The organism is Hydrogenophaga sp., assembly GCF_030656115.1.
GTDB lineage: Bacteria > Pseudomonadota > Gammaproteobacteria > Burkholderiales > Burkholderiaceae_C > Hydrogenophaga.
Genome location: NZ_JAUSOO010000037.1, coordinates 75681 through 102613 on the forward strand (window position 1 = coordinate 75681; position 26933 = coordinate 102613).

Below are 26933 nucleotides of genomic sequence, written 5' to 3' on the forward strand. Positions count from 1 at the left end.
AGATCACGGACATGAAAAAACTACTTGCAACCCTGTTGTTGGGCGTGGGCCTGGCCTTTGGCGGCCTGACCGCCGTGGCCCAGACCACGACCGAAGCGCCCGCCGCTGTGGCCGCACCGGCCGATGCGGCGCCTGCTGCCGATGCAGCCGCACCGGCTGCCGCAGAGACGCCCGCTGTTGAGGCCCCAGCCGCCGCGGTGGCGGCCGAAGAAGAAGCCAAGCCGACCGTGGACAAAGGCGACGTGGCCTGGATGATGCTCTCCACCCTGCTGGTGGTCATGATGGCGGTTCCCGGCCTGGCCCTGTTCTACGGTGGTCTGGTGCGCAGCAAGAACATGCTGTCGGTGCTGATGCAGGTGATGGTGGTGTTCTCGCTGATCACCGTGCTGTGGGCCGTTTACGGTTACAGCCTGGCGTTTGGCGGTGAAGGGCTGATCATCGGCAACCTCGACAAGGTGTTCCTGATGGGCATCACGATGGATTCGCTGGCCGACACCTTCACCGAAGGCGTGAAGATCCCCGAGTTCATCTTCATTGCCTTCCAGGCCACGTTTGCCGGCATCACCTGCGCCCTGATCGTGGGTTCGTTCGCCGAACGCATGAAGTTCAGCGCCGTGCTGCTGTTCTCGGCCATCTGGTTCACCTTCAGCTACCTGCCAATCGCCCACATGGTGTGGGGTGCCGGTGGTTACTTGCTGGACAAAGGCGCGCTGGACTTCGCTGGCGGCACCGTGGTGCACATCAACGCGGCCATGGCCGGCCTGGTGGGTGCCTACATGCTGGGCAAGCGCATTGGCTACGGCAAGGAATCGATGGCGCCTCACAGCCTGACGCTGACCATGGTCGGTGCCTCGCTGCTGTGGGTGGGCTGGTTCGGTTTCAACGCCGGTTCCAACCTGGAATCCAACGGTGGTGCCACCCTGGCCTTCATCAACACCCTGGTGGCCACGGCTGCTGCGGTGCTGGCCTGGTCGGTCGGTGAAGCGCTGGGCAAGGGCAAAGCGTCCATGCTGGGTGCGGCTTCGGGTGCGGTGGCTGGCCTGGTGGCCATCACCCCGGCCTGCGGTTCGGTGGGCCCCATGGGCGCCATCATCATCGGCCTGATCTCTGGCTTCCTGTGCCTGTGGGGCGTGTCGGGTCTGAAGAAGATGCTGGGTGCTGACGACTCGCTGGACGTGTTCGGTGTGCACGGTGTGGGCGGTATCGTGGGTGCCATTCTGGTGGGTGTCTTTGCAGCACCGTCCCTGGGCGGTACGGGCGCCGAAGACTTCTCCATCGGTAGCCAGGTTCTGATCCAGGCCGAAGGCGTGGTCATCACCATGGTGTGGTCGGCTGTGGTGGCTTTCGTGGCCTACAAAATTGTGGACATGATGATCGGTCTGCGTGTGTCGGAAGAAGCCGAGCGCGAAGGTCTGGACATCACCTCCCACGGCGAAACGGCCTACAACCGTTAAACGTGTTCCCAGGGGTGCGCCGCGGGCTCAGCCGGTGGTCACCCCGTTGTTTCTGAGTGTCTCCTTTGGATGTTGAACCCGCGTTGCCGCAAGGCACGCGGGTTTTTTTTCAGGGCATGGCGCCGGCGCTGCCGTAAGATGGTTTTCGTCACACACCGTCCAAACCCCACCGGGGGGACGTACCGGAGGAAACCACCGTGAACCATGCTCCCTGCGCCGCGTCCTGCCGGCATTTCTGGATCTCTGTCGCGCTGGGCTGCGCTGCGCTGCCCGTGCTGGCCACCAGCAACAGCACCGCCAGAGAAGCCCCGCGCAAGCCCGCCAAGGTCACCTTTATCGACGCCCCGTCCAGCGAAACGCCCGCCGCGCGCAAGCAGCGGCTCAAGCGCGAATGCAAAGGCCGCCCCAACGCGGGCATGTGCCTGGGCCACACGCGCTGAAGCCAGCCTGAAAGCCCCGCCAACCGCGGGTTTACCCGTTCAGGCGCGTCGGCATTTGCAGCCCGGTGTGCAAAAAATTCAAAGCCGGTTGAGAGCCCCACCGCTACCATGGCGGCCATGAGCCCCAACCCTTTTGAACACCCCAGCGCCGTCATCGACCAGGTGCGCGCGGCGGCGGCCGACCGCCGGCCGCTGCGCACCGTCGGCGGCGACACCAAAGCCTTTTATGGCCACCCCACCACCGGCACGCCGCTGGTCATGTCCAGCTGGTCGGGCATTGTGAGCTTTGAGCCCACCGAGCTGGTGGTGACGGTGCGCGCCGGCACCCCGCTGGCCGAGCTGGAAGCCGTGCTGGCCGACAAAGGCCAGTGCTTCCCGTTTGAGCCGCCGCACTTTGGTGCGGGTGGCACGGTGGGCGGCATGGTGGCCGCCGGCCTGGCGGGCCCGGCCCGCGCCTGTGTGGGCAGTGTGCGCGACTTCGTGCTGGGCGCGCAATTCATCAACGGCCGGGGTGAACTGCTCACCTTTGGTGGGCAGGTCATGAAAAACGTGGCGGGTTACGACGTCAGCCGTGTCATGGCCGGATCGCTGGGTACGTTGGGTGTGCTGACCGAGCTCAGTCTGAAGGTGCTGCCGGTGGCCCCGGCCGAAGCCACGCTGGTGTTTGAACTCGGCCAGGCCGACGCGCTGGAGCAACTGCACCGCTGGGGCGGCCAGCCCTTGCCCATCAATGCCTCCTGTTGGGTGCGCGACGACACCGCGCCCGGCGCACCCGAGCTGCTGTTTGTGCGCCTGCGCGGCGCGGTGGCTGCCGTGGAAGCGGCCTGCACCCGCATGACCCAGGAAGCCGGCGGCCGCCGCATGGACAACGCCCAGGCCGGCCCTGACTGGACCGCCTGCCGCAACCAGACCTTGCCGTTTTTCACGCCACCGGCCCAGGACCTGTGCCTGTGCCTGTGGCGCCTGTCGCTGCCGCAAACCGCACCGGTACTGGCGCTGCCTTATGCCCAGCTGGTGGAATGGCAAGGCGCCCAGCGCTGGTTGTGGGCACCCGCGTCCGCCGCCACCGAACTGCGTGCTGCAGCCGCTGCGGTCAACGGCCACGCCACCCTGTTCCGCGCAGGCGCCGACGGCGCACCCGGCGTGCCCCGCTTCAGCCGCCAAACCCCGGCCATTGAAACCATCACCCAGCGCCTGCGCCAGCAATTCGACCCGGCAGGCATCTTCAACCCCGGCAGAACATAAGCCCCCATGCTCCGCCGTTGCGCGGGTTGCGGCCTCCAAGGAGGTGCAACCCCAGCGTGGGACGGCCCGGCGCCAGGTTTTTTTGAGCTGAACACACATGCAAACCAACCTCTCCCCCGAATACCAGGCCCGTGCCGATGGACGTGCCGCCGAGGCGATTTTGCGCAAGTGCGTGCACTGCGGTTTTTGCACCGCCACCTGCCCCACCTACCAGCTGCTGGGCGACGAGCTGGACGGCCCGCGTGGGCGCATCTACCTGATGAAGCAGGTGCTGGAAGGCGCCGAGCCCACGCGCAAAACCCAGATGCATCTGGACCGGTGCCTGACCTGCCGCAACTGCGAAAGCACCTGCCCCAGCGGCGTGGACTATGGCCACCTGATCGACATTGGCCGCAAACTGGTGGACGAAAAAGTGCCGCGCCCGGCGGGCGAGCAAGCGGTGCGCTGGCTGCTGAAAGAAGGTCTGCCATCGCCGCTGTTTGGGCCCGCCATGAAGCTCGGTCAGATGGTGCGACCGCTGATGCCTGCGGCGCTGAAAAACAAGGTGCCTGCCAAGCAAAACGCTGGGCGCTGGCCCACGCAAACGCACGCACGCAAGGTGCTGATGCTGGCGGGCTGCGTGCAGCCGGCCATGATGCCCAACATCAACAGCGCCACCGCCCGCGTGTTGGACGCGGCCGGCATCCAGACCGTGATCGCGCCCAAGGCGGGTTGCTGCGGTGCGGTGAAGTTCCACCTGAACGACCAGGACGGAGGACGCGCCGAGATGCGCGCCAACATCGACGCCTGGTGGCCGCTGATCGAGGGCGGTGTGGAGGCCATCGTCATGAACGCCTCGGGCTGTGGCGTCACGGTGAAGGAATACGGCCACATCCTGGCCGACGACCCGGCCTATGCCGCGAAGGCGGCCCGCATCAGCGGCTTGACGAAAGACCTGAGCGAGCTGCTGCCGGCCCTGGTGCCGGTGCTCAAGCCCAAGCTGGCCCGCCAGCCCGATGCGAACAAGGTGATCGGCTTTCACCCGCCCTGCACGCTGCAGCACGGGCAACAGCTCAAGGGCGGCGTTGAGCAGCACCTGGCCGCGCTGGGCTTCACGGTGCAGGTGGCCAAAAACGAAGCGCATCTGTGTTGCGGCTCGGCCGGCACGTATTCGGTGCTCAACCCCACACTGTCGTACCAGCTGCGCGACCGCAAGCTCGGCCACTTGAGCGAACTCAAGCCCGCCGTGATCACCAGCGCCAACATCGGCTGCATCACCCACCTGCAAAGCGGCACCGAGACGCCGGTGCGGCACTGGGTGGAAATTCTGGACGACGCACTGGCCTGACATCCAGCGGGATTTGTCCACATCGGTGCGCTTTTCTGGGCATTCGTGTGGTCGGTCGGGTCGCTTTGTCTTCCGGGCGCGCTAAGCTGCGCCCAGCGGAGCCACCGGCGTCTGGCCTCGCGCTTCCTGTACCCGACGCCATTGGAGAGTTCACATGGGTTTTTTCAGCAACATTTTGGAGAAGCTGGGCATGAAAGAGGCGGCTGCGGCACCGGTGATCACGCCGCCCCCTGCCGCCGCATCACCCGCCCCCGAGCCCGCTCCGGTGGCTGCGGCCCCTGCTGAGCCGGTGGTACAACCCATTGCCATGGTGGACGTGGTCGCGCTGCTCACCGAGAAGGCTGCCAAGCACCCGGAAAAGCTCAACTGGAAAACCTCCATCGTCGACCTGCTCAAGCTGCTGGGCCTGGACAGCAGCCTGGCCGCGCGCAAGGAGCTGGCCAAAGAGCTGTATTGCCCCGACGACAAAATGGCCGACTCTGCCCAGATGAACATGTGGCTGCACAAGCAGGTGCTGGGCCACATCGCCGCCAACGGCGGCAACATCCCCAAAGAGCTGCTCTGACCGGCGCAGACCGATGATCCCCGCGCTCGCCACCCTGCTTGTTTTTCAGCTGCTCGGCGAGGCGCTGGTTTTTACGCTCGCCGCGCCCGTGCCCGGCCCGGTGGTCGGTTTGGCGCTGCTGTTGTTGGTGCTGGTGCTGAAGCCGGCCTGGCTGCAGGCCATCAGGCCCACGGCACAAACGCTGTTGCAACACCTGTCGCTCCTGTTTGTGCCGGCGGGTGTCGGCGTCATGCTGCACTTGCAGCGCCTGGGCGACGAGGCGCTGGCCATTGGCGTGGCGCTGGTGCTGAGCACGCTGGTGGGCCTGGCCAGTGCCGCGCTCACCATGGCCTGGCTCATGCAACGCGTGGCGCGCCCGCCCCAGCCGGTTGACGGAGAGCCGCCATGAACCCGGTGTTGCCGGCCGCTGCCGAGCGCCTGGCCGATGTCTGGGTTTACCTCGCCACCACACCGCTGCTGGGCCTGACGGTGACGCTGCTGGTGTACCAGGGTGCCTTCATGCTCTACCAGCGCAGCGGTTTTCACCCGCTGGCCAACCCGGTGGCCATGGCCGTGGTGGCGCTGGGCACTTTGCTGTGGGCCACCGGCACGCCCTACGCGACGTACTTTGAGGGCGCACAATTCGTCCACTTTCTGCTGGGTCCGGCCACGGTGGCGCTGGCGGCGCCGCTGTTTGAACAGCTGCCGCGCCTGAAACGCCTGTGGCTGCCCATGCTGGGTGCCTTGGTCGTGGGCACGCTGGCGGCCACGGTCACGGCCATTGGGGTGGGCTGGGCGCTCGGTGCGTCCAAAGCCACACTGGCATCGCTGGCGCCCAAGTCGGTCACCACACCGGTGGCCATGGGCATTGCCGAAAAAATGGGGGGGCTGCCCTCGCTCACCGCCGTGCTGGTGGTGTGCACCGGCATTGTGGGTGCGGCCAGCGCCCGCTTTTTGTTCGATGCCTTGCGCATCACCGACCCCACCGTGCGCGGCTTTGCGCTGGGCACCGCCGCCCACGGCATTGGCACCGCGCGGGCGTTTCAGGTGAGCCAGGAAATGGGCGCTTTCGCGGGCCTGGCCATGGGCTTGAGCGCGCTGTTCAGTGCGCTGGCCTTGCCGCTGGTGGCGGGGCTGTTGCTGCGCTGGGTCTGACCGCCACGGGGTTCATGCGCCCCGCAGGCCTCCACCGCCGACTGGCGGCGTTGCGCCTCCTTGCCAGCCTTTCGTCGGGGAAGGCCCTGGTGGGTGGGGTCAATAGTCGCTGTTCTGCCTTGCACTGGAAGGCAACAGACCCAGCGAGGCGGCCTTGAACACCGCCTCGGCCCGTGTTGTCACGTCCAGTATTTTGAAGGCTGCCGTGACATGCGTTTTGACGGTGCTTTCGGCCAGAAACAACTCGGAGGCAATGAGCCGGTTCGATTTGCCCTGCGCAACCATCAGCAGGCAGTCGATCTGGCGTTTGGACAACTGGCGAAGTGGTGCCCCGGTTTCGCTATCGGGACCGTCAGCCAGCGCGGGGCTGCTCTGCTGAAAATCGGCATGCTCGCCCACGAAGGCCATTGCGTTGTGCTCGCGGGTCCGTGCGTGTGTGGGTACGTACCGGAGGGCGAAGGTGGGCACATAGATGCCACCGGCCAGAATGGTGCGCAGGGCATGGAGCAAGGTCTCCACATCCACCGCTTTGGGCACAAAGCCAGCCGCCCCTCGGGCGATGAGTTGGTGCACCAGTTGCGGGCTGTCTTCGCCCGACACCATGACGATGGTGGCGTCTGTGTGGGCTTTGCGCATGCGCTCCAGTCCGTTGGCGGAGTGGCTTTCTCTGGGAAAACTGTAGTCCAGCAAAATCAGATCGAAAGGGCCTGGCTTCGCCACTGCGCCGGCCAGGGTGCTGGCGGTTTCGCAGGCCATGCCGGGGTGCAGGTCTTCCAGCAGGAATTTCAGGCTTTGACCAAACAGGGTCTGGTCATCAACGATGAGTGTTCGCATGGTTCAGTCTAAAGAACAAGACGCTCGTCAAACTGACGCACCCGCACCGTATTTTCCAGCATCCTGGTCCGGCTCATCTGGATCGGCAAACGCCAAGGCAACCGCCTGGAATTCGCTTTGCACACGGAGGAATGCCGCCACCACATCGGGATCGAAATGGCTGGCGCTGCCCGCTTCAATCATGTGCACCGCCTGCGTGTGGGAGAACGGGGGTTTGTAGACGCGGCGGCTGATGAGCGCGTCGTACACATCGGCCAGTGCCATGAGGCGGGCGGCAATCGGAATGGCATCGCCAGCCAGCCCCTGCGGGTAGCCGCTGCCGTCCCACTTTTCCTGGTGTGAATAGGCAATTTCTTTGGCGCACACCAGAAAAGGCACGGGATGGCCCAGCCGCCGCTCAGCGGCTTCGATGGTGTCGCGGCCAATGGTGGTGTGGGTTTTCATGATCTCCATTTCTTCTGGCGTCAGCCGATCGGGCTTGAGCAGAATGCGGTCTGGAATACCCACTTTGCCGATGTCGTGCAGGGGCGCAGACTTGAACAGCAACTCAATTTGTGCCTCGCTCAGGTAGCTGGCAAATCGGGGGTGGTGTTGCAACTCAAGGGCCAGCGTGCGCACGTAACGCTGGGTGCGCAAAATGTGCTGGCCTGTTTCGTTGTCACGGGTTTCAGCCAGCGAGGCCATGGTCAGAACCGTGACCTCCTGGATATCCTTGACCTCCGCGGTTCGGCGCTGCACCTCGTGCTCCAGGTAGTTGGCCTTGTCCTGCAAAAAGTCATGTGCCCTTTTGAGCATGAGTTGGGTGCGCACGCGCCGCAACACAATGGGTGGGTTGACGGGCTTGGTGATGTAGTCGAGCGCGCCCAGACGCAAGCCTTTTTCTTCGTCCTCAATTTGGTTTTTGGCTGTCAGGAACACCACGGGAATGTGGGCACTGGCCGGGTTGGACTGAAGCTGGGTGAGCGTGGTGTAGCCATCCATGCCAGGCATCATCACATCCAGCAGAATCAGATCGGGGGGCTGCGGGCCTGCGGCAATCACCAGGGCCCGCTCCCCGTTGGCGGCCACCCGTACCCGGTATTCGTCTTTGAGCAGATCAAACATCAGGGCCAGGTTGGTGGGGGTGTCGTCCACCACCAGAATGCTGGCTGAAGGGATCCCGGCAGGCGTTTGGGTGGGCGGCGGGGCGGCGGGGCCGGTGTAACCGATGGCCTCCAGCAGGCGACAGGCTTTGGGCAGGTCGTACTGGCGCACGGCGCTCTGGATGCGTTCGAACGAAGCGCCCAGGCGGCGTTTGAGCTCGGTGGTGTGGGTGTTGAGCAGATCGAGTGCCGCCGGGTCGTCGTGGGCCGCCAGCCACGCCAGACGGTGACCCAGCAGGGCCGACGGGCTGTCATCCGTTGCCAGAGGCGGTGAGGCCTTGTCGGTCTGGGGTGTGACGGGATCGGACACATCGGTCTGCACGCGGTTGGGCCAGGCCGGTAGCTCCAACGGTTGTGGCGCCCCGTTCAGGGCTGCCCGTTCGGCCTCAGGCCGGCCAAACCAGGCAGTGAACCAGAAAATCGAACCCATCTGGGGTTCGCTGTGAACACCCACTTCGCCATCCATCATCTCGACCAACGTCTTCGCAATCGCCAAGCCCAGCCCGGTACCGCCGTATTTGCGCGAGGTGGATGAATCGGCCTGGGAGAAGCTCTTGAACAGGGCGTCAAAGTGCTCAGGTTCAATGCCGATACCCGTGTCGTGTACCGAGAACTTGAGCTGTACCCGCTCCGTTGTTTGCGCCAGTTGGGCAATTTCCACGCGCACACTACCTTGCTCGGTGAATTTGATGGCATTGCTGACAAAGTTCAGCAGCACCTCGGTCAGGCGCAGTTCGTCGCCCAGCAGCCGCTCGGGGGTGCCTGGCTTCACATGCAGGCTCAGCGCGAGGTCTTTGGCTGTGGCCGCATCCTCATTCATGGTCAGCACGTTGTCGAGTGCCTGGGAAAGACGGAACTCGCTGTGCTCCAGCAGGAGCATGCCCGCATCCATTTTTGAGAGGTCCAGGATCTGATTGATCAGCTTGCGCAGGTGCAGGCTGCACTGATCGATCATTTCCACGTACCTGCGCTGCTTGGCGGTCAGTTCTGACTTCAGCACCAGGTAACTCATGCTGGTGATGGCGCTGATGGGGGTGCGGATTTCGTGGCTGATGTTGGAAAGAAATTGCGATTTGAACTGGGTGGCCTCGTTGGCGATTTGCTTTTCTTCTTCCAGTTTGGCGAGCAGGCGCTGGTTTTCATACCGCATGCCGATGGATTCTTCGAAGCTTTGTGCCATGTGCACCGACAACCGGGACAACACCAGTCCCATGCCCGCCAGAGCCAGCACCAGCGGAATGCTGACCATGCTGTGCGTGGCCCAGTACAGGATGGCCAGGACCAGGTTGATCCAGGCACCGCTGATGAAGGTGGTGGGGTGGGTGGCGGCATTGATCATCGCCGCGCTCAGGTAAATCAGTTGCAGCGATGTGCCCACGGCAGCCAGTGTCAGGTTGCCGGTGTAGCCAAACCACCAGACCGTGCTGCCCATCAACGCCTGGTTGATGGCGGTCATCCACCACAGCCAGATTTGCCGAGCGCGCAAGCCCTGAGGGCCGGACTGGGCCAAACCGGTCATGACACATGTACACACACGCCAATTGACCTCGGCCATGGCGATCACCGGCAAGGCCCAACACAGGCGCACCCACAGGGGCAAGTCGGCGGGCAGGACGAACACCGTGACCACACACACCGCCCAGACCACCCATTTGGATGCAATCGACTGGCCAGCCCGCAGCTCCAGTGAAGCGCGCGCCGTGCTGATCTGTACGGTGTCGGTGGCGTGGCTGGGCAAAAAACCCGGGTCACTGTGACTGCGCATAATAATAAATATTAAAAGTCAGAAGTGAGGAAACGATGAAGACTGAAGGTTTACAGGCATGGTCGCGTTCGTCCGAGCAATGGTGGCTTGCCCATCATCATGCCCCAGATTGCGACGTGCTGATCGTCGGATCGGGCTACGGTGGCAGCTTTGCCGCCAAAACGCTGGCCCGACCCGGACGGCGGGTATGGCTGGTGGAGAGAGGGCGGGAATACGCACTGGGCAGTTTTCCCGACAGCATAGGCAGCTTGCCTGGTCATGTTCGCATTCAGAAGGGGGCCGACTCACATGGGACGGGCAAGGCGGACGGATTGCTCGATTTTCGTCCCTACACGGACGTGGCTGTGCTGGTCGGCAACGGACTGGGCGGCGGATCGCTCATCAATGCCGGCGTGGCTGTGTTGCCCGAACCCACGTTGTTTCAGGGCCCGCACTGGCCCGCCCACTACCGCCATCACACGGAACACCGCGACGCCCTCTGGCAAGCCATGCAGGACGTGCAAAGCGTGCTCCAGGCCCGGCCTTTTTCCCATGCGGCGGAGCTGCGCAAACACCAGGCCCTGGCTGAACTGGGCCGCTCGATGGGGGAGGTGGCCGAGGTGGTTCCGATCACGGTGGCCAGCGAGGACCAGATCAGCACGGCAGGTGTGGCCCAGTCCGCCTGCACCCGCTGTGGCAACTGCTTCACCGGTTGCAATGTAGGGGCCAAAAACACCCTGCTCACGCATGTGCTGCCCGATGCCGTGCGTGCCGGTGCCGAGCTGATCACCGGCCTGACCGTGCTCGATCTTCGCCCTTGCGAAGGCTCCGATGCACAGGCCGACGATGGTGGGCCGCCCTATCGCTGGCGCGTGCGCATGGCCATGACAGCCGACCTGTCATCCACCGGCGAACGCCAGGTCATTGAGGTGCGCTCGCGCTCGGTGGTGCTGTCTGCCGGTGCGCTGGGCAGCACCGAAATTCTGCAACGCTCCAGCGCACTGAAGCTGTCTCCCTGGCTGGGGCGGCGGTTTTCCACCAACGGCGATGTGTTGGCCCTGGGCTGGGGCATGGGTGCGCGTGTCAATGGCATGGCCCGTGCCGACGAAGCCGAGCAACCGACCGACGAGCGCGTGGGCCCCACCATCACGGGAAGACTCGCGCCCAGCCTGCCCGTGGAGGGTCAGCAACGGCGTGTGTTGGTCGAGGATGGCGCGGTGCCTTCTGCCCTGACGCAGGCCGTGGTGGCGTTGGGTGCCACCCTGTCGTTGCCGCACCGCTACAGCCGCAGTGGTTTGCAGGGTTACCACGCCAACCGCCAGGCAGCCGGTGTGCCCAGCGACCCCTTGTCCACCCCGTCAGACATGGACCGGCACGCCCTGCTGTTGCTCGTGATGGGGCCGGACGATGCCGATGGCCGCATCCGCTTCACCCCGGGTCAGCCCGACGCCAGCAGAGCCGCCGCCCGGCGTGCTGCACTGGACATCACCTGGTCGGGCCCGCACAGCGGCCCCCGCTCCCCTTATTACCAGGCGGTTCACGACTGGCTGAAAAAAGCCGGCGAGCGGGGTGGCTTCCAGGATGGCGATTACCTGCCCAGCCCGTTGTGGAAACCGCTGCCCGATGACTTCGAAGGGGTGGCCGACGGGGTGGACAAACCCCAGGGCCTGACCGTGCATCCGCTGGGGGGCTGCCCCATGGGGGACGGCCCGGAAACCGGCGTGGTGAACTGGCAGGGCACCGTGTTCAGGGCCGACGGTGGTCAGGGAAATCCGCTGTATGACGGTCTGCATGTGATGGACGGCGGCATGCTGCCCACGGCGGTGGGGGTCAACCCCTTTGTCACCATTGCCGGTCTCAGCCTGGTGGCCGCCCGAGCCATGCGCCAGCAGCTGGACGCCGAAGAGGCGGCCCGCACCCAGCCTGCGCCCACGCTGCCCGTGTGGGCGCCAGCACCCGTTGCACAGACCCGCGAACCCAGGCCTCCTGCGCCCGCCGGGCAACCGGTGCGCCTGCAATTCAGGGAGCACCTGCAAGGCCACTGGCGAGCCGAGCGCCCGGACTGGGCGCCGGCCGCCAACCCGCTGTGGACCGATGACGAACGCACACGCGAGTGGGTGGTGGCGGTGGATGTCGATGTGCACCTCGACCAGTGGCTGGCCCAGCCTTCCATGCGGCTGGAGGGCGCGCGCATGCGCGTCTTCCACAACCCCACGCCACACGATCTCACCATCCGCCCCGAACTGACCCAGCTCAAGCCCTGGCTGGAAGGCACCGGCTGGGTGGCCCTGCTGGCCAGCGATCCGGGTGACGGGCTGGCTGGCGTGGTGCGCAGGCTGGCGGCGCTGGCTGCCTTTGTTGCCCGCCGCCCGCTGAGCGATTTCCAATCGGCCAAAAGCAAAAAAACCCGATGGCAGAAAGTGCTGGGTCTGTGGCGTGCAGCGGGCAACCACGCCCAGTACCGCACCCTGGATTACGCATTTGAACTCCAGGCCGCCACCGCTGACGCACCACCTGTGCAGGCCGCCGGGCAAAAGCGTCTGGCCTATGCCCCGTTCCAGAAAAACCCGTGGGATGCGCTGGTCAGCATCGACCTGCGGCTGACCCCCCGTAACGGCCACCCCCCGGCTGTACTGGCGCTGAATGTGGATCTGATCGACATGGTGCGCCGCCAGCGCCTGCAAGTGGTCAGTGCGCCCGACACGCCGGCCGCCATCATCGGGCTGGCCAGCTTTGCCAGCCTGTGGTTGCGTGCCCTGTTCCAGACCCATTTCTGGAGCCTGCGCGGGCAAGACTACGGGCGCTTGCAGACCGGTGCTCCCGCCGAGCACGGACCGCTGTATCCGCAGCAGCACCTGGGACCAGCCTGCCAGCCCCAGGTGATCAAGCTGCCTGTGCCCCGGCATGTGCCAGCGGCACCGGCTGCCCATGCATCCAACCCACCATCCGCCAGGACCTCTGGCCACACAGAGGCCGAGCCCCTGTGGCTTGAACTGACCTGCTACACCCCTGCGCAGGGCAGCGACCCGGCCCGCCACCTGCTGATGATCCACGGCCTGGCCCACGGGGCCACCGTGTTCAGCACCGACACCACCGGCGGGCGCAACATGGCCACCGCCTTTCTGGCCCAGGGCTACACCGTGTGGCTGCTGGACCACCGCCTGTCCAACCGCTTGGGCTATGCCAAACAGCAGCACAGCATGGACGATCTGGCCCGGCTCGACATCCCCGCTGCCGTCGCCCATGTGTACCGCGCGGCGGGCCAGCCCATCCGGGTGTTGGCCCACTGTGTGGGCGGCGGCGCATTCGCCATGGCCAGCCTGCGCGGCTGGCTGCAAGAGAGCCCAGGCCACAGCCGGGTCAAGGCCGCCATCATCCACGCCGTCCACCCGTGGGTGGTGCCCTCGGTGTCCAACCAGCTCTCGGGCGAGCTGGCCGCGCTCTACCGCGACTGGCTGCCTGCCGACCTGGCCATCGACCCCGTGCCGCCGCGTGAACCGACGGCCCTTGACCAGCTCATCGACCGCATGGCCGCCAGCCTGCCCTGGCCCCAGGCCGAACAGGCCGCCCACCTGGCCCATGTGACCGACCCCGAAGGCGGGACCGCCACCTGCAACCGCATGACGCTGTTCTATGGCCGCGAATGGGTGCATGCCAACCTGGCCGAGGCCACCCACCGCCAGCTCGCCACCCTGGTGGGGCCGGCCAGCGTCGAGGTGTTCCGACAGCTCTACTACATCATCACCCGCCAGCGCCTGACCGACCGCGAGGGTGCGGGGGTGTACATGACGCAGGCCAACTTCCAGGCCCACTGGTCGTTTCCGGTGCTGTTTGCCCACGGCACCGAAAACCGCGTGTTCGACCCCCGCAGCGCGGTGCGCTCGTGGCTGCAGCTCAGCCGCCTGCAAGCCGATCAACCGCCAGAGCGCCAACGTCCGGTCGGTCTGTTCATGCCCGAAGGCTACGGGCACATGGACTTTTTGTTTGGCCAACATGCCCACCGCGATGTCTACCCGCCACTGGTGAGCTTCATGGACGACCCAGCCGGCTTTCAGAGCACCTGGGGCGTGAACAGCGCCAAGGCCGAAGCCAGCCATAGCCTCATCCCCCCCCACTGGCAAGACCACTCGGCCAGCGTGCAGCGCCAGCCGCTGACCGGCCCCATGCTCCAGCTCAACCGCGTGCCGCCCGCCGATGCGCAGGCCGACCCTTGGGGCACCCAAGGCCAACGCGAGCTGGTGGTGTGGGTTGAACTGCCCAACGATCCCTGGCTGGCGGCCAACCCGCCCCGGCTGGTGTGCGCCGGTGAAGGTGGGACCGATGGCCTGCCCGACCTGCAGGTGACGCAGTTGCAAGCCATTCACCCCACGGGGGGCTGCGATGCACAGGGCCTGCCGCTGCCTGCTGTGGCCAGCCACGTGACCCTTCTTGAAGGTGCGGGCACCTACTGGGTGCTGCGGCTGCGCGAAACCGCACAACGGCCCTTTGCCCGAATGCCCGCACTGGAGCTGGTGTGGGGCTGGCCGCAGGCGGCGGTGCCGCTGAACCTGTCCCGGTTGCCCTGGTGGCACCGTTGGCACAGCGGCCACATGCTGCTCAATGCCTCTGGCTCTGAGCAACCGTCCATCAGCTGGTTGGCCAGTTCGTGCCGCTGGCCGGGCATGCCTTTCGAGCGCAACGCCGTCGATGCCCTGGCCCTGCACATGCAGGAACAGATCCACCACCCCGCACGGCCCGTGCAGGCACTGGTGCTGCTGGGCGACCAGATTTACGCCGATGCCACGGCCAACCTGTTCGAGGTACAGGAAGGCGACGAACGCCTGGCCCAGTTCTACCGCGATGCCTGGGGCAGCCCGCACACCCGCGAACTCTTTGCCCGTTTGCCCACCTACACCGTGGTGGACGACCACGAATACGTCGACAACTGGAACGGCAGCGCCAGCCCCGAGACCGACGCCACTTTTCTCAACGGCTTTGAAGCCACACTGGCTTACCAGTGGCGCTGGACCGACGGGCACAACCACGCACCCCGCATCCATGCCGCCATTCCTGCGGGGGGCGATGCGGTGCGCGGATTCTGGCAGCCGTTCCACATTGCCCACCTGCCCGCATTTGCCATGGACACGCGCTCAGAGCGGCATCCCCCAGTGCGGGGACAGGACTGGACAACCGTGCCCATGCTGTCACAGCTGCAAATGCAGGCCGTCGAAAACTGGCTGCTGGCCCACCGCAACCAGCCCAAGGTGCTGTGCATGGGCACGGTGTTTGGCTGGGTCGAGTCCGCGTTGGTGGCCAGCCCTGAGCGCTGCATGTCGTCCGACGGCTGGGCGGGCTATCCGGCCAGCTGGCGCTGGCTGGTGCAGTTCATCGTACGCAACCAGATCAGGCACACCATTTTTCTGTCGGGCGACTACCACTTTTCTGGCGTGGCCGAACTCAGCCTGGCTGCCGATGGCTGTGCGCCGGTGCGGGCGCTGTCGGTGGTCTGCTCAGCCTGGAATGCCAGTCTTCCGTTTGCCAATGCTGCCCCGAGCGACTTTGTGCTGGACGCGCCCACACCCTATCCGCTCAGCGACGCACAAGCGAGCATCCAATCCACGGCCAAAGGGCTGGGCACGGCGCAACGGCAGTTTTCCAAACTCACGGTCAGGCTGGCAGGTGCCGACCAGGACCGCTGGGCGCTGGATGTGGAGGTGATCAACGACAGTGGCCAGTCAACGGCCCGTTGGGTGGCGTCTTTTTAAGGGCCGGCTTGCAACAGTGCCGGGGCCGCAAGTACGTCCTTTGCCCTCTCAGCCTCTCAGGCGGCCAGCGCCGCCTCGATGTCTTTGGCCAGCTTCTCCGGCGCGTCTTGCGGCGCGTAGCGCTTGAGCACCCGACCGTCTTTGCCCACCAGAAACTTGGTGAAGTTCCATTTGATGGACTTGCTGCCCAGCAAGCCCGGGGCTTCGGCGCTGAGCCATTGGTAGAGCGGGTGGGCCTCGGCGCCGTTCACGTTCACCTTGCTCATCATGGGGAAACTCACGCCGAAGTTCTTCTGGCAAAAAGCCCCGATTTCTTCGTTGCTGCCCGGGTCTTGGCCGCCAAACTGGTTGCAGGGGAAGCCCAGCACCACCAAGCCGCGCGCACCGTAAGTTTGGTGCAGCTTTTCCAGGCCGCCGAACTGCGGCGTGAAGCCGCAGGCGCTGGCGGTGTTCACGATCAACAGTGGTTTGCCGCGGTACTGGGCCAATGCAACCGGTTGGCCGTCGATGGACAGTGCTTCAAAGTCGTCAATGCTGGGCATACAAACTCCTGAGGGAATGGGACACATGGGCTGGGCACACGGGCCACATTGTGGCGACTTGCGGAACATCGCGCTGCCGCAGCCGCTGCCACGGCCCAGGCCGATGGTGGTTGGGGCATGCACCCAGGCGGGCATACTGTCAAACCTCAACGGTGTCCGTTTTTTACTTTGGGGTGTCTGCATGGGCGGTGTGTACTCGGTGGCTTTGGTCGGGTTTACCCACAACGAGTCTGTGGCTTTCGACCATTTCTTTCGACTCGCTGCCCGCCGACCGCCGGGTTACCGGATGCAGGACGAGGTCATGAACGCTCAGATTCTGATCGTCAACGCCGACCATCCTCAGGCCCTGCACCTGGTGCGCTACGCCGAACTGCCGGGCCAGGTGTTGCTGCTGGGCCGCAGCGACCATGGCACCGGCTGGCCGGTGCAGCACAAGCCGGTGAAAGGAATGGCGGTGCTGGCGGCCCTGGATGCCTTGGTGAAGGTGCATCAAAAGGGCGTTGCTCGCCAACCTGCAGCCCCTGCCAGGCTGGAGGCTGCGCCGTCCAGCCAAGGGGTGGATACAGGCACGCGCGCTGGCGTCCATCGAACCGGTGCTGTGGAGCCCGTTCGCAGGCTTTCCGTGGTCGACATGGAGCGGGGTTTTGCCCCTACCCAGCCGCTGCCCGTGGGCGATCTGACCCGGTTGTTTGCTCCGGCGGCCAGATCGAGCCCCTGCGCGGAGAAGGCATGGCCTTCCATCCGCCCCCCCGCGCAAGACGCCGCGACAGGGGCTCCCTGCACACGCCCACCCGTCGGGCATGGCAAGGGCATGGCATCGGAACCGCCGCTGCTCACCCTCGCTGTTGACCCTGCGGTGGCGGCGGTATCGGCCTCATCTGTGCGTCCCGGCGTGGTGCGGTTGACCGATTTTGGCGGCCTGGATGCACGGTCAGTGGGGGCGGTGCCTTCGTCCCGGACCCAAACCGCGTCTTTCCCGGTTTCTGCACCCGATGCGACCAAACCCCCAGAACCCTCAGGGCAGCGTGGCGATACGCTGCTGCTGGCCGAAAGCCTGGTGGAAGGACGCATTTTGTACCAGCGGTTCCAGCGCTACGGCCTGTCCATCGACTGGTTGCGCGAAGCGGGGCAAGCGCTGCAGATGCTCAAAACGCATCCTTACCGGCTGGTGGTGATTGACCGCCTCAACGGCGGCCCCGACGTTTACCAGGTCTGCCGCAGCGTCAAGCAGCACAAACTGGCCAACGGCCAGTCGCCGGTGGTGATCATGTTTGCGCCCACCGCCGGCAGCATGGACCGCATGAAGGCCGGGTTGGCCGGCTGCGACGCTTACTTTTCCCGTGCGGTGGGTGAAGTGGATCTCTACAACTGCCTGGCACAGCACCGGCTGCTGAGCCAGCGGGCGTTTGCAAAAACCGACATCGGGTGCTGAGACTGTGTTGGGGTGGACTCAGCCGTGCAGGTCGTCGCGCCGGGCAATGGCCAGCAGACGCTCCAGCTCGTGCGGATGCGTGCGCTCGTTGTGGCGGTGCCACAGCGCAATCACCCCCATGAAGCCGGACACCAGCACACCGAACGCGGTGATGGCCATGAACGCCGACCAGCCCGCTGCGGTGGAGAAGCTGTAGAGGGCGCCCAGCATCAGGATGCAGGCCTGTTCGTTGAAGTTCTGCACCGCAATGGAACGGCCCGCGCCCATCAGGTTGTGGCCGCGGTGCTGCAGCAGCGCGTTCATGGGCACCACCAAAAAGCCGCCCAGGCCGCCCAGCAGCACCAAAAACGGCGCCGCCACCCACACGTTGTCGATGAAGTTCATCAAAATCACCAGCAGCCCCATGCCAATGCCCAGCGGCATCACCCGCGTCGCCTGGTCCAGCCGCATGCGCATTGAGGCCACCACCGCGCCCACGGCGGTGCCCAGCGCGACCACCCCCACCAGGCTCGATGCCTGCGTGGTGCTGTAGCCCATCGCGGCGCCGGCCCAGGCCAGCACGATGTAGCGCAGGTTGCCCGAGACACCCCAGAACAGCGTGGTCGTGGCCAGCGAAATCTGGCCCAGGCGGTCACGCCACAGGCGGCTGTTGCAGCGCCAGAAGTCGGGCACCAGGGCCAGCGGGTTTTGGGGCATGGGCCGCGGCGTCACGCCGGTCAGCGGTATGCGCAGGTTGAAAATGGACGCCACCACGTACACCAGCACCAGCACCCCAATGGCCGCCTGGGCTGCGCTGTCAACGCCGGTGTCCAGGCCCGGTATGTCGATGGACAGCAACAGCCCGGACAGCCACGGCCCCACCAGCTGGCCACCCAGCAGCACGCCCAGGATGATGGAAGCAATCGTCAGCCCTTCGATCCAGCCGTTGGCCTTGACCAGTTGTGACGGCGGCAGCAATTCGGTCAGGATGCCGTATTTGGCCGGCGAATAAGCCGCTGCACCCAGGCCCACCAGGGTGTAGGCCAGCAGCGGGTGCACGCCCGCCAGCATCATCAGGCAGCCCACCACCTTGATGGCGTTGCTGATGAACATGACCTGGCCTTTGGGCCTGGCGTCGGCAAAAGCGCCCACGAAGGGCGCCAACACCACATAAAACAAGGCAAACAGCGGCACCAGGGCCGCGCTCTGCCATTCGGGTGCGCCGCGCGTGCGCAGCAGTTCGATGGCGGCGACGAACAACGCGTTGTCAGCCAGAGAGCTGAAAAACTGCGCCGTCATGATGGTGTAGAAGCCGCGCTTCATGGGGATGATTTTGTGTGCCGGGCCACGCCAGAGGACGCTGGTGGGGTGGCCTGATGCGGCTTTTTTATGCGAAAGTCGGCGTGTCTCCGAGGATGCCGGGTTATAGCACGCCACTTGTGACCGTCTGTAAACACCCGGTACCTCGCCCCTGGCCGCAGGCCTTTGCCCTCTGGTTGCCGTCCGTTCCCTGCCAATTGCCATGCCCCGTCCCATTCTTGCCACCGTGCACCCCGACGCTTTGCGCCACAACCTGCAGCGCGCCCGCGACTGCGCGCCCGACGCCCGCGTCTGGGCGGTCGTCAAGGCCAACGCCTACGGGCATGGCATTGAGCGCACCTTTGACGCGCTGCGCAGCGCCGACGGCTTTGCCCTGCTCGACCTGGCCGAGGCCGAGCGCATCCGGACGCTCGATTGGCGCGGCCCCATTCTGTTGCTCGAAGGCGTGTTCGAGCCGCGCGACCTGGAGCTGTGTTCGCGCCTGCACCTGTGGCACACGGTGCACTGCAGCGAGCAGATCGACTGGCTGGCGGCGCACAAAACGCAGTTGCCCCACCGCGTGTTCCTCAAGCTCAACAGCGGCATGAACCGCCTGGGCTTCACGCCAACCGCCTTTCGTGCCGCCTGGGCGCGGCTCAACGCGCTGCCGCAGGTGGAAGAAATCTCGCTCATGACCCACTTCAGCGACGCCGACGGCCCGCGTGGCATGGCCCACCAGGTGGCGGCCTTTGAGGCCGCCACCGCCGACTTACCCGGTGAGCGCACCCTGTGCAACAGCGCGGCCACGCTGCGCTTTGCCCGGCAGGCGCTGCGGGTAGACCCCACCGCGCCCGCCACCGAAACCCTGAGCGCCGACTGGGTGCGCTCGGGCATTGCCACCTACGGCAGCGCGCCCGACCACCCGCAGCGCACCGCCGCCGACTGGGGCTTGCAGCCCGCCATGACGCTGTCCAGCCGCCTGATCGGGGTGCAGCAACTGCAGGCCGGCGACACCGTGGGATACGGTTCCACCTACACCGCTGCGGCGCCGCAGCGCATCGGCGTGGTGGCCTGCGGCTACGCCGACGGCTACCCACGCCACGCGCCCACCGGCACACCGGTGCTGGTGGCCGGTGTGCGCACCCGCGTGGTCGGCCGCGTCAGCATGGACATGATCACGGTCGATCTGGCCCCGCTGGACGCCCTGGGCGTGGCCTGTGGCGTGGGCGCTGAAGTGGTCTTGTGGGGCGTGAGCACATCGGGCGCTGTGCTGCCGGTGGACGAGGTGGCGGCAGCGGCGGGCACCATTTCCTATGAGTTGTTGTGTGCGGTGGCACCACGGGTGCCGTTCAATTGATGCCCCCATATGCGCTGCTGGGCAGGGCTGCGTGTGTGGTGGGCCGACATCCAGTGTGCGGCCAACGGCCTGGCATTTCAGCGACCGCACTGGTGTGTGCGTGCGGGTCAGGTCAAAGGTGCAGAAGCGCCCCAAAGCGGTGCACTCTTTGATTTGTGCTCTTGATTTCTTATTCCGCATCGGGTTTTAATGTCGCGGGTGATCGACATGATCGGTGGCAACCTGCCATTTCTCATCAAAGCGGAGAACAAGATGTTCATGCCCTGGAATGACGAACTGTTGACGGGAATCAGCGAAATCGACTCGCAGCACAAGTGGCTTGTCGAGGCAACGAACCGTCTCCACGACGAGCTGAGCAAGCCCCAGTCGGACCCTGCGGTGGTCGGCGACATTCTCGAAGGACTGGTGGATTACACGTTCAACCACTTCATCATGGAAGAAGAGCTCTTCGAGCGGTTCGGATATCCGGAAACCGCCGCACACAAAGCCCAGCACAACGTCTTTACCGCCAAGATCTCCGGCCTGCTGCACAAGCATGAGGACGGAGAGATCGCCTCGGGCGAGGCGCTGGAGTTGCTGAAGAGCTGGCTGATCCAGCACATCATGAAAACCGACAAGGCCTACGTGTCCTTCTTCGGGGCAAACGGGATGACGTAGGCGCGTGGGCTAAACCCGATGCACGCTCGCCGCAGAGGCCTGGGTGGTTGGCTGGTTACAAAGCGGGTTCTTTTTCACACGTGGCCGGCTTGGGTGTTGCTTGGCGCGGGACAATCGATTGCATTGTCTCGCAACCCCCGCACCGAAAGCCCTGCCTTGAACCCCTCCCGCTCTCCCCTGGCCATGTTTCTGGGCCTGCCTTTTGTGGCCTGGGTCATTTTGTACAGCGCGGTCACCTGGGGCATCTTTGGTGCTCTGCTGGGGGCGGTCACGCCCAATCTGCGCGCGCAAATGGGCGTGTCGTTCCAGCAGATCGGTTGGCTCATGGCGCTGTGGAGCGCCGGGGGCGCGGCGGGTTCGCTGCTGGGCGGCGCCATTGCCAAGCGCTTCCCGCCGCAGAAGCTGCTGCTGGGCTACACCGTGCTCGTGGTGGGCGGGCTGGTGGGGGTGTTGTGGGCACCCAGTTTTGGCTGGCTGGCTTTCTTCATGGCCACCATCGCCACCTTCGAGACCGCCTTGTTCACGCTCGGCCACGGCCTGCTGGCCGAAATGAGCGACGAGCCCGAACTGCGCACCCGCATCATCAGCCTGGTGGACGTGGCCTACAGCCTGGGCAGTGTGCTGTCGCCGCTGCTGGTGGCGGCGGTGCTGCTGTTTTCGCCCCAGTGGCGCGCGCCGTACGCGGTGTTTGGCGTGCTGGCGCTGGTGATGCTGGTCATGACGCTGCAGCGTTCCCGGCTGCGCGGTGTGCGGTTCCAGGTCCATGCCGACGCCACCGAGCCCCGCGCCAGCCGCCGCCCGTTGGGCTACGCGGGGCTGCTGCGCCAGCCGCTGGTGCGCTGGGTCCTGCTGGCCGGGGTGTGCAGCGGCCTCACAGAATGGGGTCAGTATTTCTGGTTTGTGAGCTTCGCCACCGAATCGCTCGGCCTGCACGAGCAAAGCGCCCGGCTGGCGTTGGGTTTTCTCATGGCCGGTATGGTGGTGGGCCGGGTGTGGCAGGCGTTTGGCCACAGCCGCTGGTCGCTGGAGCAGAAGATTTTCCGGCTGGGCACGCTGGCCAGTGCGGCCCTGGCGGCCTTGTGGTTCAGCCCAACGGGCGCGCCGTTTGTGTGGCTGGCGCTGTGCAATTTTGCGGCGGGCCTCGGTGTGTCGGTGGCGTTTCCCATTTTGCTGGGCAGCGCTTTGCGCGGTTTCCCGCAAGAGGCGCCGCGCCTCTCGGCCCTGCTCATGATCGCCTTCACCGTGGGTGCGCAGCTGGCCGCCTTGCTCATGGGCGAACTGGCCGAAAGCTTGGGCCTGCGCGTGGCTTATGCGACGCTGGTGCTGGCCTCTGTGGCGTTTGTCGGCTGCGTCTGGCAGCTGGGTCGGCTGCACAAGCGCACACTGGCGGGGTTTCCGGCTTGACGGCTTTTAAGCCCAACGCCGCATTGTTCTTTTTGCCAGACCCTTTGGAGCGCGCAGCCCATCGGGCCTGAAGACGCACCAGACCCCTGTCATCGTGCGCCCATCTTGTACCCCCAGGGGTATCAATGTATACTGCAGGCCGTATAGGAGAACCGCACCATGATCCCCCGGAAAACCGCCCGTTTCACCCAGCCTCTCGTGGCCCGTGCGCAAGCCTGGGTACCCCATCCACAGGCCCGGCGCCGCTGGGTGCTGGCGGGTTTGTCGCTGGCTTTGGTGACCGGCGCCGCCCTGTTCACCGCCAGCGGGGTGCACGCGCAGGCCGCAGCCGGTGCGCCACAGGTGCCCGTGGTGGTGGTGGGTGCGCAAGCGGTGGGCGCCGGTGTGGCGCTCGACGGCAGCTTGCAGGCGGTGCGCCAGAGCGTGCTGTCGGCCCAGGCCAGTGGCCGCATCGCCAGCCTGTCGGTGAAAGCCGGCGACCGGGTAAAGGCCGGCCAGGTGCTGGCCGTGATCGACGACCGCGCCACCCAGGCCGGTGTGGCCCAGGCGCAGGCCGGTTTTGCCGAAGCCGACGCCAACCTGGCCAACGCCAAGGCCCACTTTGAACGCACCCGCGACCTGCGCGCCCAGGGCTTTGTGGCCCAGGCTGCGCTGGACACCGCGCAGGCCCAGCTGAAGGCGGCGCAGGCCGGTGTGGCCGCCGCCCGCGCCGGGCAAACGCAGGCCGGTGTGGCCCAGGGTTTCACGCGCCTGACCGCGCCGTACGACGGCTGGGTGTTGGCCACCCACGCCGAAGCGGGCGGCTTGGCCATGCCCGGGGCGCCGGTGCTCACGGTGTACGCACCGCAACCCATTCGCGCGGTGGTGCATGTGCCCGCCTCGCAGCAAACCCTGGCCCAACAGGCCCAGCGCATTGAAGTGCAGCTGCCCGGCACCGAGCGCTGGGTGACCCCCGCCAGCCAGACCAGCCTGCCCGCGGCCGACCCGGTGTCGCAAACCGTGGAATGGCGCCTGGACCTGAGCGCCGCCGACGGCGCGGGCCAGGTGCCCGGGCGCCAGGTGCGCGTGCGCTTTGTGGGTGGCACCGCCCAGCCCGACAGCCAGCGCCTGCTGGTGCCCGAGGCAGCCCTGCTGCGCCGGGGTGAACTCACCGGCGTGTATGTGGTGTCGAGCAAGGGCGAAGGCCAGCCAGCCGGGTTTGCGCTGCGCGCGGTGCGCACCGGCGCTGCCCACGGCAGCGCTGGGGTGGAGGTGTTGGCCGGTCTGAAGGCCGGTGACCGCGTGGCGCTGGACCCGGTGCGGGCCGGCCTGTCGGGCGCTGTGCCCGCTGCCCAGTAAGGACGCCGCCATGAGCCACCCCGAAACCCCCTCCAACGCCACCCCTGAAAAGCTGGGCTTTTCGGGCTCGGTGGCGCGCATGTTCCAGGCCAACGCCATCACGCCGCTGCTGGCGCTGGTGGCCTTGCTGCTGGGCCTGTTCGCCGTGCTGGTCACGCCGCGCGAAGAAGAGCCGCAGATCAACGTGACCATGGCCAACGTGCTGATTCCCTTCCCGGGGGCTTCCAGCGCCGACGTGGAAAAAATGGTGGCCGCGCCGGCCGAACACGTGCTCTCGCAAATCCAGGGCATTGAGCACACCTACTCGGTGTCGCGCCCCGGCGTGGCCGTGCTCACCGTGCAGTTCCAGGTGGGTGTGCCGCGCACCGAAGCGCTGGTGCGGCTGTACGACGTGCTCAACGCCAACCAGGACTGGCTGCCCCAGGGCCTGGGCGTGCTCACCCCCATCGTCAAGCCCAAAGGCATTGACGATGTGCCGGTGCTGGCCGCCACGCTGTGGACGAAAGACGCCCAAAGCGCACACGACCTGGAGCGCGTGGCCCACGCGGTGGAAACCGAGCTCAAGCGCGTGCCCGGCACGCGCGAGGTGGTCACCATTGGCGGCCCCGGCCGCGCGGTGCATGTGTGGCTCGACCCCGCCCGCCTGCGCGAGCGTGGTGTGAGTGTGCAAACGCTGCACGGTGCCATTGCGTCGGCCAACCAGGCGCTGCCCTCGGGCGCGGTCATCAACCCCAACGCGGCCGCGGGCGAGCCCGGCATGTTGTCGGTGGAAACCGGCGAGTTCTTGCAGAACGAAAAAGACGTGGGCGACATCGTGGTCGGTGTTTCCAACGGCCGCCCCATTTACCTGCGCGAAGTGGCGCGGGTCGAGGCCGGTGCGCAGCTGCCCAAGCGCTACGTGTGGTTCACCCCCGGTGCGGCCGACGCGGCCCACCCCGGTCAGCAAGGCCAGAACCACCCGGCCGTGACCATCACCGTGACCAAGAAACCCGGTGAAAACGCGGTGGACGTGGCCGCTGGCGTGCGCGAGCGGCTGGACAACCTGAAGAACACCATCATTCCGGACGACGTGGAAGTGGCCATCACCCGCGACTACGGCCAGACCGCCGCCGACAAGGCCTACAAACTGATCCAGAAGCTGATTTTTGCCACCGGCAGCGTGATCATTCTGGTGGGTCTGGCGCTGGGCCGGCGCGAGGCCATCATCGTGGGCGCCGCGGTGATCCTCACACTCACGGCCACGCTGTTTGCCAGCTGGGCCTGGGGCTTCACGCTCAACCGCGTGTCGCTGTTTGCGCTCATTTTCTCCATCGGCATTCTGGTGGACGACGCGATCGTGGTGGTGGAAAACATCCACCGCCACCGCCAGCTCACACCCGATGTGCCGCTGTCGGTCATCATCCCGCGCGCCGTGGACGAGGTGGGTGGCCCCACCATTTTGGCCACCTTCACCGTCATCGCGGCGCTGCTGCCCATGGCCTTCGTGACCGGGCTGATGGGCCCTTACATGAGCCCGATCCCGATCAACGCCAGCATGGGCATGGGGATCTCGCTGGCCATTGCCTTCACGGTCACGCCATGGCTTGCACTCAAGCTCACGAAGACGGGCGCGGGTCACGCCGCGCACGGCCCAAGCAAGCTCACCAACGCCCTGCAAAACACCTTCACGCGCGTGCTCACGCCGTTGCTGCAAAGCGCGCGCAAGCGCTGGCTGCTGCTGGCCGGCATTCTGGTGGCGCTGCTGCTGTCGGTGGGCCTGGCGCTGGTGCAGTGGGTGGTGCTGAAAATGCTGCCCTTTGACAACAAGAGCGAGTACCAGGTGGTGCTCGACATGCCCGCCGGCACCCCGCTGGAAAACACCGCCGCCGCGCTGCAAGACATGACCGCCTGGCTCGCCCAGCAGCCCGAGGTGGCCAACGTGCAAGGCTACGCCGGCACCGCCAGCCCCATCACCTTCAACGGCCTGGTGCGCCAGTACTACCTGCGCGCCGACGTGGAAAGTGGCGACCTGCAGATCAACCTGACCGACGCCGCGCACCGCAGCGAAAAGAGCCACGCCATTGCGCAGCGCCACCGCCCCGATCTGGAAAAAATCGCGGCGGTGCACGGTGCGCGCATCAAGGTGGTGGAAGTGCCGCCCGGCCCGCCCGTCATGTCGCCCATCGTGGCCGAGGTCTATGGCCCGGACGAGGCAGGCCGCGCCGAACTCGCCCTGCGCGTGGCCCAGGCCTATGCCGAGACGCCCGACATCGTGGGCGTGGACACCTCGCTGAAAGAGCACGCCCCGCGCGCCTTCCTGCGCATCCAGCGCCAGCGCGCCGAGTCGCTGGGCATTCCGGTGCAGGTGATTGCGCAAACGGTGTACGCCGCGCTCTCAGGCTCCGACGCCGCCTACCTGCACGACGGCCACGCCAAGTTTGCGGTGCCGGTGCGCCTGCAGCTGCCGTTGGACCAGCAGGTCGGCCTTGATGCGTTGCTGGCGCTGCCGCTGAAAGCCGCCAACGGCGCCATGGTGCCGCTGTCCGAACTGGTGACGGTGGAGCGCGGTGTGATCGACCAGCCGCGCTTCACCAAAAACATGCTGCCCGTGACCTACGTGATGGGCGACATGGCGGGCAAGCTGGACTCGCCGCTGTACGGCCTGTTCGGCATCCGCAGCCGCATGGACGCCGCCGCGCTGCCCAACACCGGCGAACTCGGCGAGTACTGGATCAGCCAGCCCAAAGACCCGTACCGCCAGTACGCGGTGAAGTGGGACGGCGAGTGGCAGATCACCTATGAAACCTTCCGCGACATGGGTGCGGCCTACGGCGTGGGCCTGATCCTGATTTACCTGCTGGTGGTGGCGCAGTTCAAGAGCTACGTCACGCCGCTGATCATCATGGCGCCCATTCCGCTCACCATCATTGGCGTCATGCCCGGCCACGCGCTGCTCAACGCGCAATACACCGCGACCAGCATGATCGGCATGATTGCGCTGGCCGGCATCATCGTGCGCAACTCCATCTTGCTGGTCGACTTCATCGAGCTGGAAACCCGGCGCGGCGTGCCGTTTGCGCAGGCCGTGGTGCAGTCCGCCGCCGTGCGCGCCCAGCCCATTGCCCTCACCGGCCTGGCCGCCATGATGGGCGCCTTCTTCATCCTGGACGACCCGATCTTCAACGGCCTGGCGATTTCGCTCATCTTTGGCATTGCCGTGTCCACGCTGCTGACGCTGGTGGTGATTCCGGTGCTGTATTTCGCTGTGTACCGCAAAAAGTACGAAGCGCTGGCCTCTGCGGCCACCTGATTTTTCC

Annotated in this window: 18 protein-coding genes and 1 pseudogene; 14 read left to right on the plus strand and 5 right to left on the minus strand. The window is 65.9% G+C overall.

The window, feature by feature from the left end:
* Positions 1-11 precede the first annotated feature (11 nt).
* The 7 genes from amt to Q7J58_RS04825 all read left to right on the plus strand — a co-directional run bounded on the left by amt (position 12) and on the right by Q7J58_RS04825 (position 6165).
* The gene (gene amt, locus Q7J58_RS04795) at positions 12-1454 is read left to right on the plus strand and encodes an ammonium transporter (protein ID WP_304824182.1); all 1443 of its coding nucleotides are present in this window, start codon (positions 12-14) and stop codon (positions 1452-1454) included.
* 197 nt (positions 1455-1651) lie between these two features.
* The gene (locus Q7J58_RS04800; protein ID WP_304824184.1) at positions 1652-1894 is read left to right on the plus strand and encodes a hypothetical protein; all 243 of its coding nucleotides are present in this window, start codon (positions 1652-1654) and stop codon (positions 1892-1894) included.
* 117 nt (positions 1895-2011) lie between these two features.
* Positions 2012-3139, plus strand: coding sequence for a glycolate oxidase subunit GlcE (gene glcE / locus Q7J58_RS04805; RefSeq protein ID WP_304824187.1), 1128 nt, complete (start codon positions 2012-2014; stop codon positions 3137-3139).
* Between the two features lie 97 nt (positions 3140-3236).
* Entirely contained in the window at positions 3237-4466 is a 1230-nt protein-coding gene (glcF, locus tag Q7J58_RS04810) for a glycolate oxidase subunit GlcF (protein WP_304824189.1), read from the plus strand.
* A gap of 154 nt (positions 4467-4620) precedes the next feature.
* Positions 4621-5031 (plus strand): DUF3597 domain-containing protein, encoded by a 411-nt coding sequence (locus Q7J58_RS04815; RefSeq protein ID WP_304824192.1) that lies wholly within the window; start codon positions 4621-4623, stop codon positions 5029-5031.
* A 13-nt stretch (positions 5032-5044) separates the two neighbouring features.
* Positions 5045-5419, plus strand: coding sequence for a CidA/LrgA family protein (locus Q7J58_RS04820; RefSeq protein WP_304824195.1), 375 nt, complete (start codon positions 5045-5047; stop codon positions 5417-5419).
* Positions 5416-6165 (plus strand): LrgB family protein, encoded by a 750-nt coding sequence (locus Q7J58_RS04825; protein WP_304824198.1) that lies wholly within the window; start codon positions 5416-5418, stop codon positions 6163-6165. Before Q7J58_RS04820 ends, Q7J58_RS04825 begins: the two co-directional genes overlap by 4 nt.
* A gap of 99 nt (positions 6166-6264) precedes the next feature.
* Here Q7J58_RS04825 and Q7J58_RS04830 read toward each other — a convergent pair whose 3' ends face one another.
* The 3 genes and pseudogenes from Q7J58_RS04830 to Q7J58_RS23185 all read right to left on the minus strand — a co-directional run.
* Positions 6265-6999, minus strand: a complete 735-nt coding sequence (locus Q7J58_RS04830) for a response regulator transcription factor (RefSeq protein ID WP_304824201.1) — start codon at positions 6997-6999, stop codon at positions 6265-6267.
* Positions 7000-7026: 27 nt separating this feature from the next.
* Positions 7027-8157: a two-component system response regulator gene (locus Q7J58_RS04835; protein WP_304824427.1), complete on the minus strand. Its 1131-nt coding sequence runs from the start codon at positions 8155-8157 to the stop codon at positions 7027-7029.
* A 399-nt stretch (positions 8158-8556) separates the two neighbouring features.
* Positions 8557-9906 (minus strand): annotated as a pseudogene (locus Q7J58_RS23185) (ATP-binding protein); the annotation flags it as partial.
* A gap of 116 nt (positions 9907-10022) precedes the next feature.
* On the opposite strand from Q7J58_RS23185, the gene Q7J58_RS04845 reads away from it, so the two are divergent.
* Entirely contained in the window at positions 10023-15629 is a 5607-nt protein-coding gene (locus Q7J58_RS04845; protein WP_304824204.1) for an alkaline phosphatase D family protein, read from the plus strand.
* A 56-nt stretch (positions 15630-15685) separates the two neighbouring features.
* Here Q7J58_RS04845 and Q7J58_RS04850 read toward each other — a convergent pair whose 3' ends face one another.
* Positions 15686-16171, minus strand: a complete 486-nt coding sequence (locus tag Q7J58_RS04850; protein ID WP_304824207.1) for a glutathione peroxidase — start codon at positions 16169-16171, stop codon at positions 15686-15688.
* Between the two features lie 301 nt (positions 16172-16472).
* Here Q7J58_RS04850 and Q7J58_RS04855 point away from each other — a divergent pair, with 301 nt between their 5' ends.
* Positions 16473-17603 carry a hypothetical protein gene (locus Q7J58_RS04855; protein WP_304824210.1) on the plus strand — a complete coding sequence of 377 codons (1131 nt, stop codon included), beginning with the start codon at positions 16473-16475 and terminating at the stop codon, positions 17601-17603.
* Positions 17604-17621: 18 nt separating this feature from the next.
* Here Q7J58_RS04855 and lplT read toward each other — a convergent pair whose 3' ends face one another.
* Positions 17622-18905: a lysophospholipid transporter LplT gene (gene lplT, locus Q7J58_RS04860; protein WP_304824213.1), complete on the minus strand. Its 1284-nt coding sequence runs from the start codon at positions 18903-18905 to the stop codon at positions 17622-17624.
* Between the two features lie 199 nt (positions 18906-19104).
* Between lplT and alr the strand changes: the two genes are divergently transcribed.
* The 5 genes from alr (at position 19105) to Q7J58_RS04885 (ending at position 26926) form a co-directional block, all read left to right on the plus strand.
* The gene (alr, locus tag Q7J58_RS04865) at positions 19105-20238 is read left to right on the plus strand and encodes an alanine racemase (protein WP_304824216.1); all 1134 of its coding nucleotides are present in this window, start codon (positions 19105-19107) and stop codon (positions 20236-20238) included.
* Positions 20239-20445: 207 nt separating this feature from the next.
* A complete protein-coding gene (locus Q7J58_RS04870) occupies positions 20446-20895 on the plus strand; it encodes a bacteriohemerythrin (protein WP_304824430.1) in 450 nt (149 codons plus the stop codon).
* Between the two features lie 156 nt (positions 20896-21051).
* The gene (locus Q7J58_RS04875; RefSeq protein ID WP_304824219.1) at positions 21052-22299 is read left to right on the plus strand and encodes an MFS transporter; all 1248 of its coding nucleotides are present in this window, start codon (positions 21052-21054) and stop codon (positions 22297-22299) included.
* A gap of 159 nt (positions 22300-22458) precedes the next feature.
* Positions 22459-23637, plus strand: a complete 1179-nt coding sequence (locus Q7J58_RS04880) for an efflux RND transporter periplasmic adaptor subunit (RefSeq protein WP_304824221.1) — start codon at positions 22459-22461, stop codon at positions 23635-23637.
* Positions 23638-23647: 10 nt separating this feature from the next.
* On the plus strand, positions 23648-26926 hold the full coding sequence (locus Q7J58_RS04885; RefSeq protein ID WP_304824224.1) for an efflux RND transporter permease subunit: 3279 nt from the start codon (positions 23648-23650) through the stop codon (positions 26924-26926).
* The last annotated feature ends 7 nt before the right edge of the window (positions 26927-26933 follow it).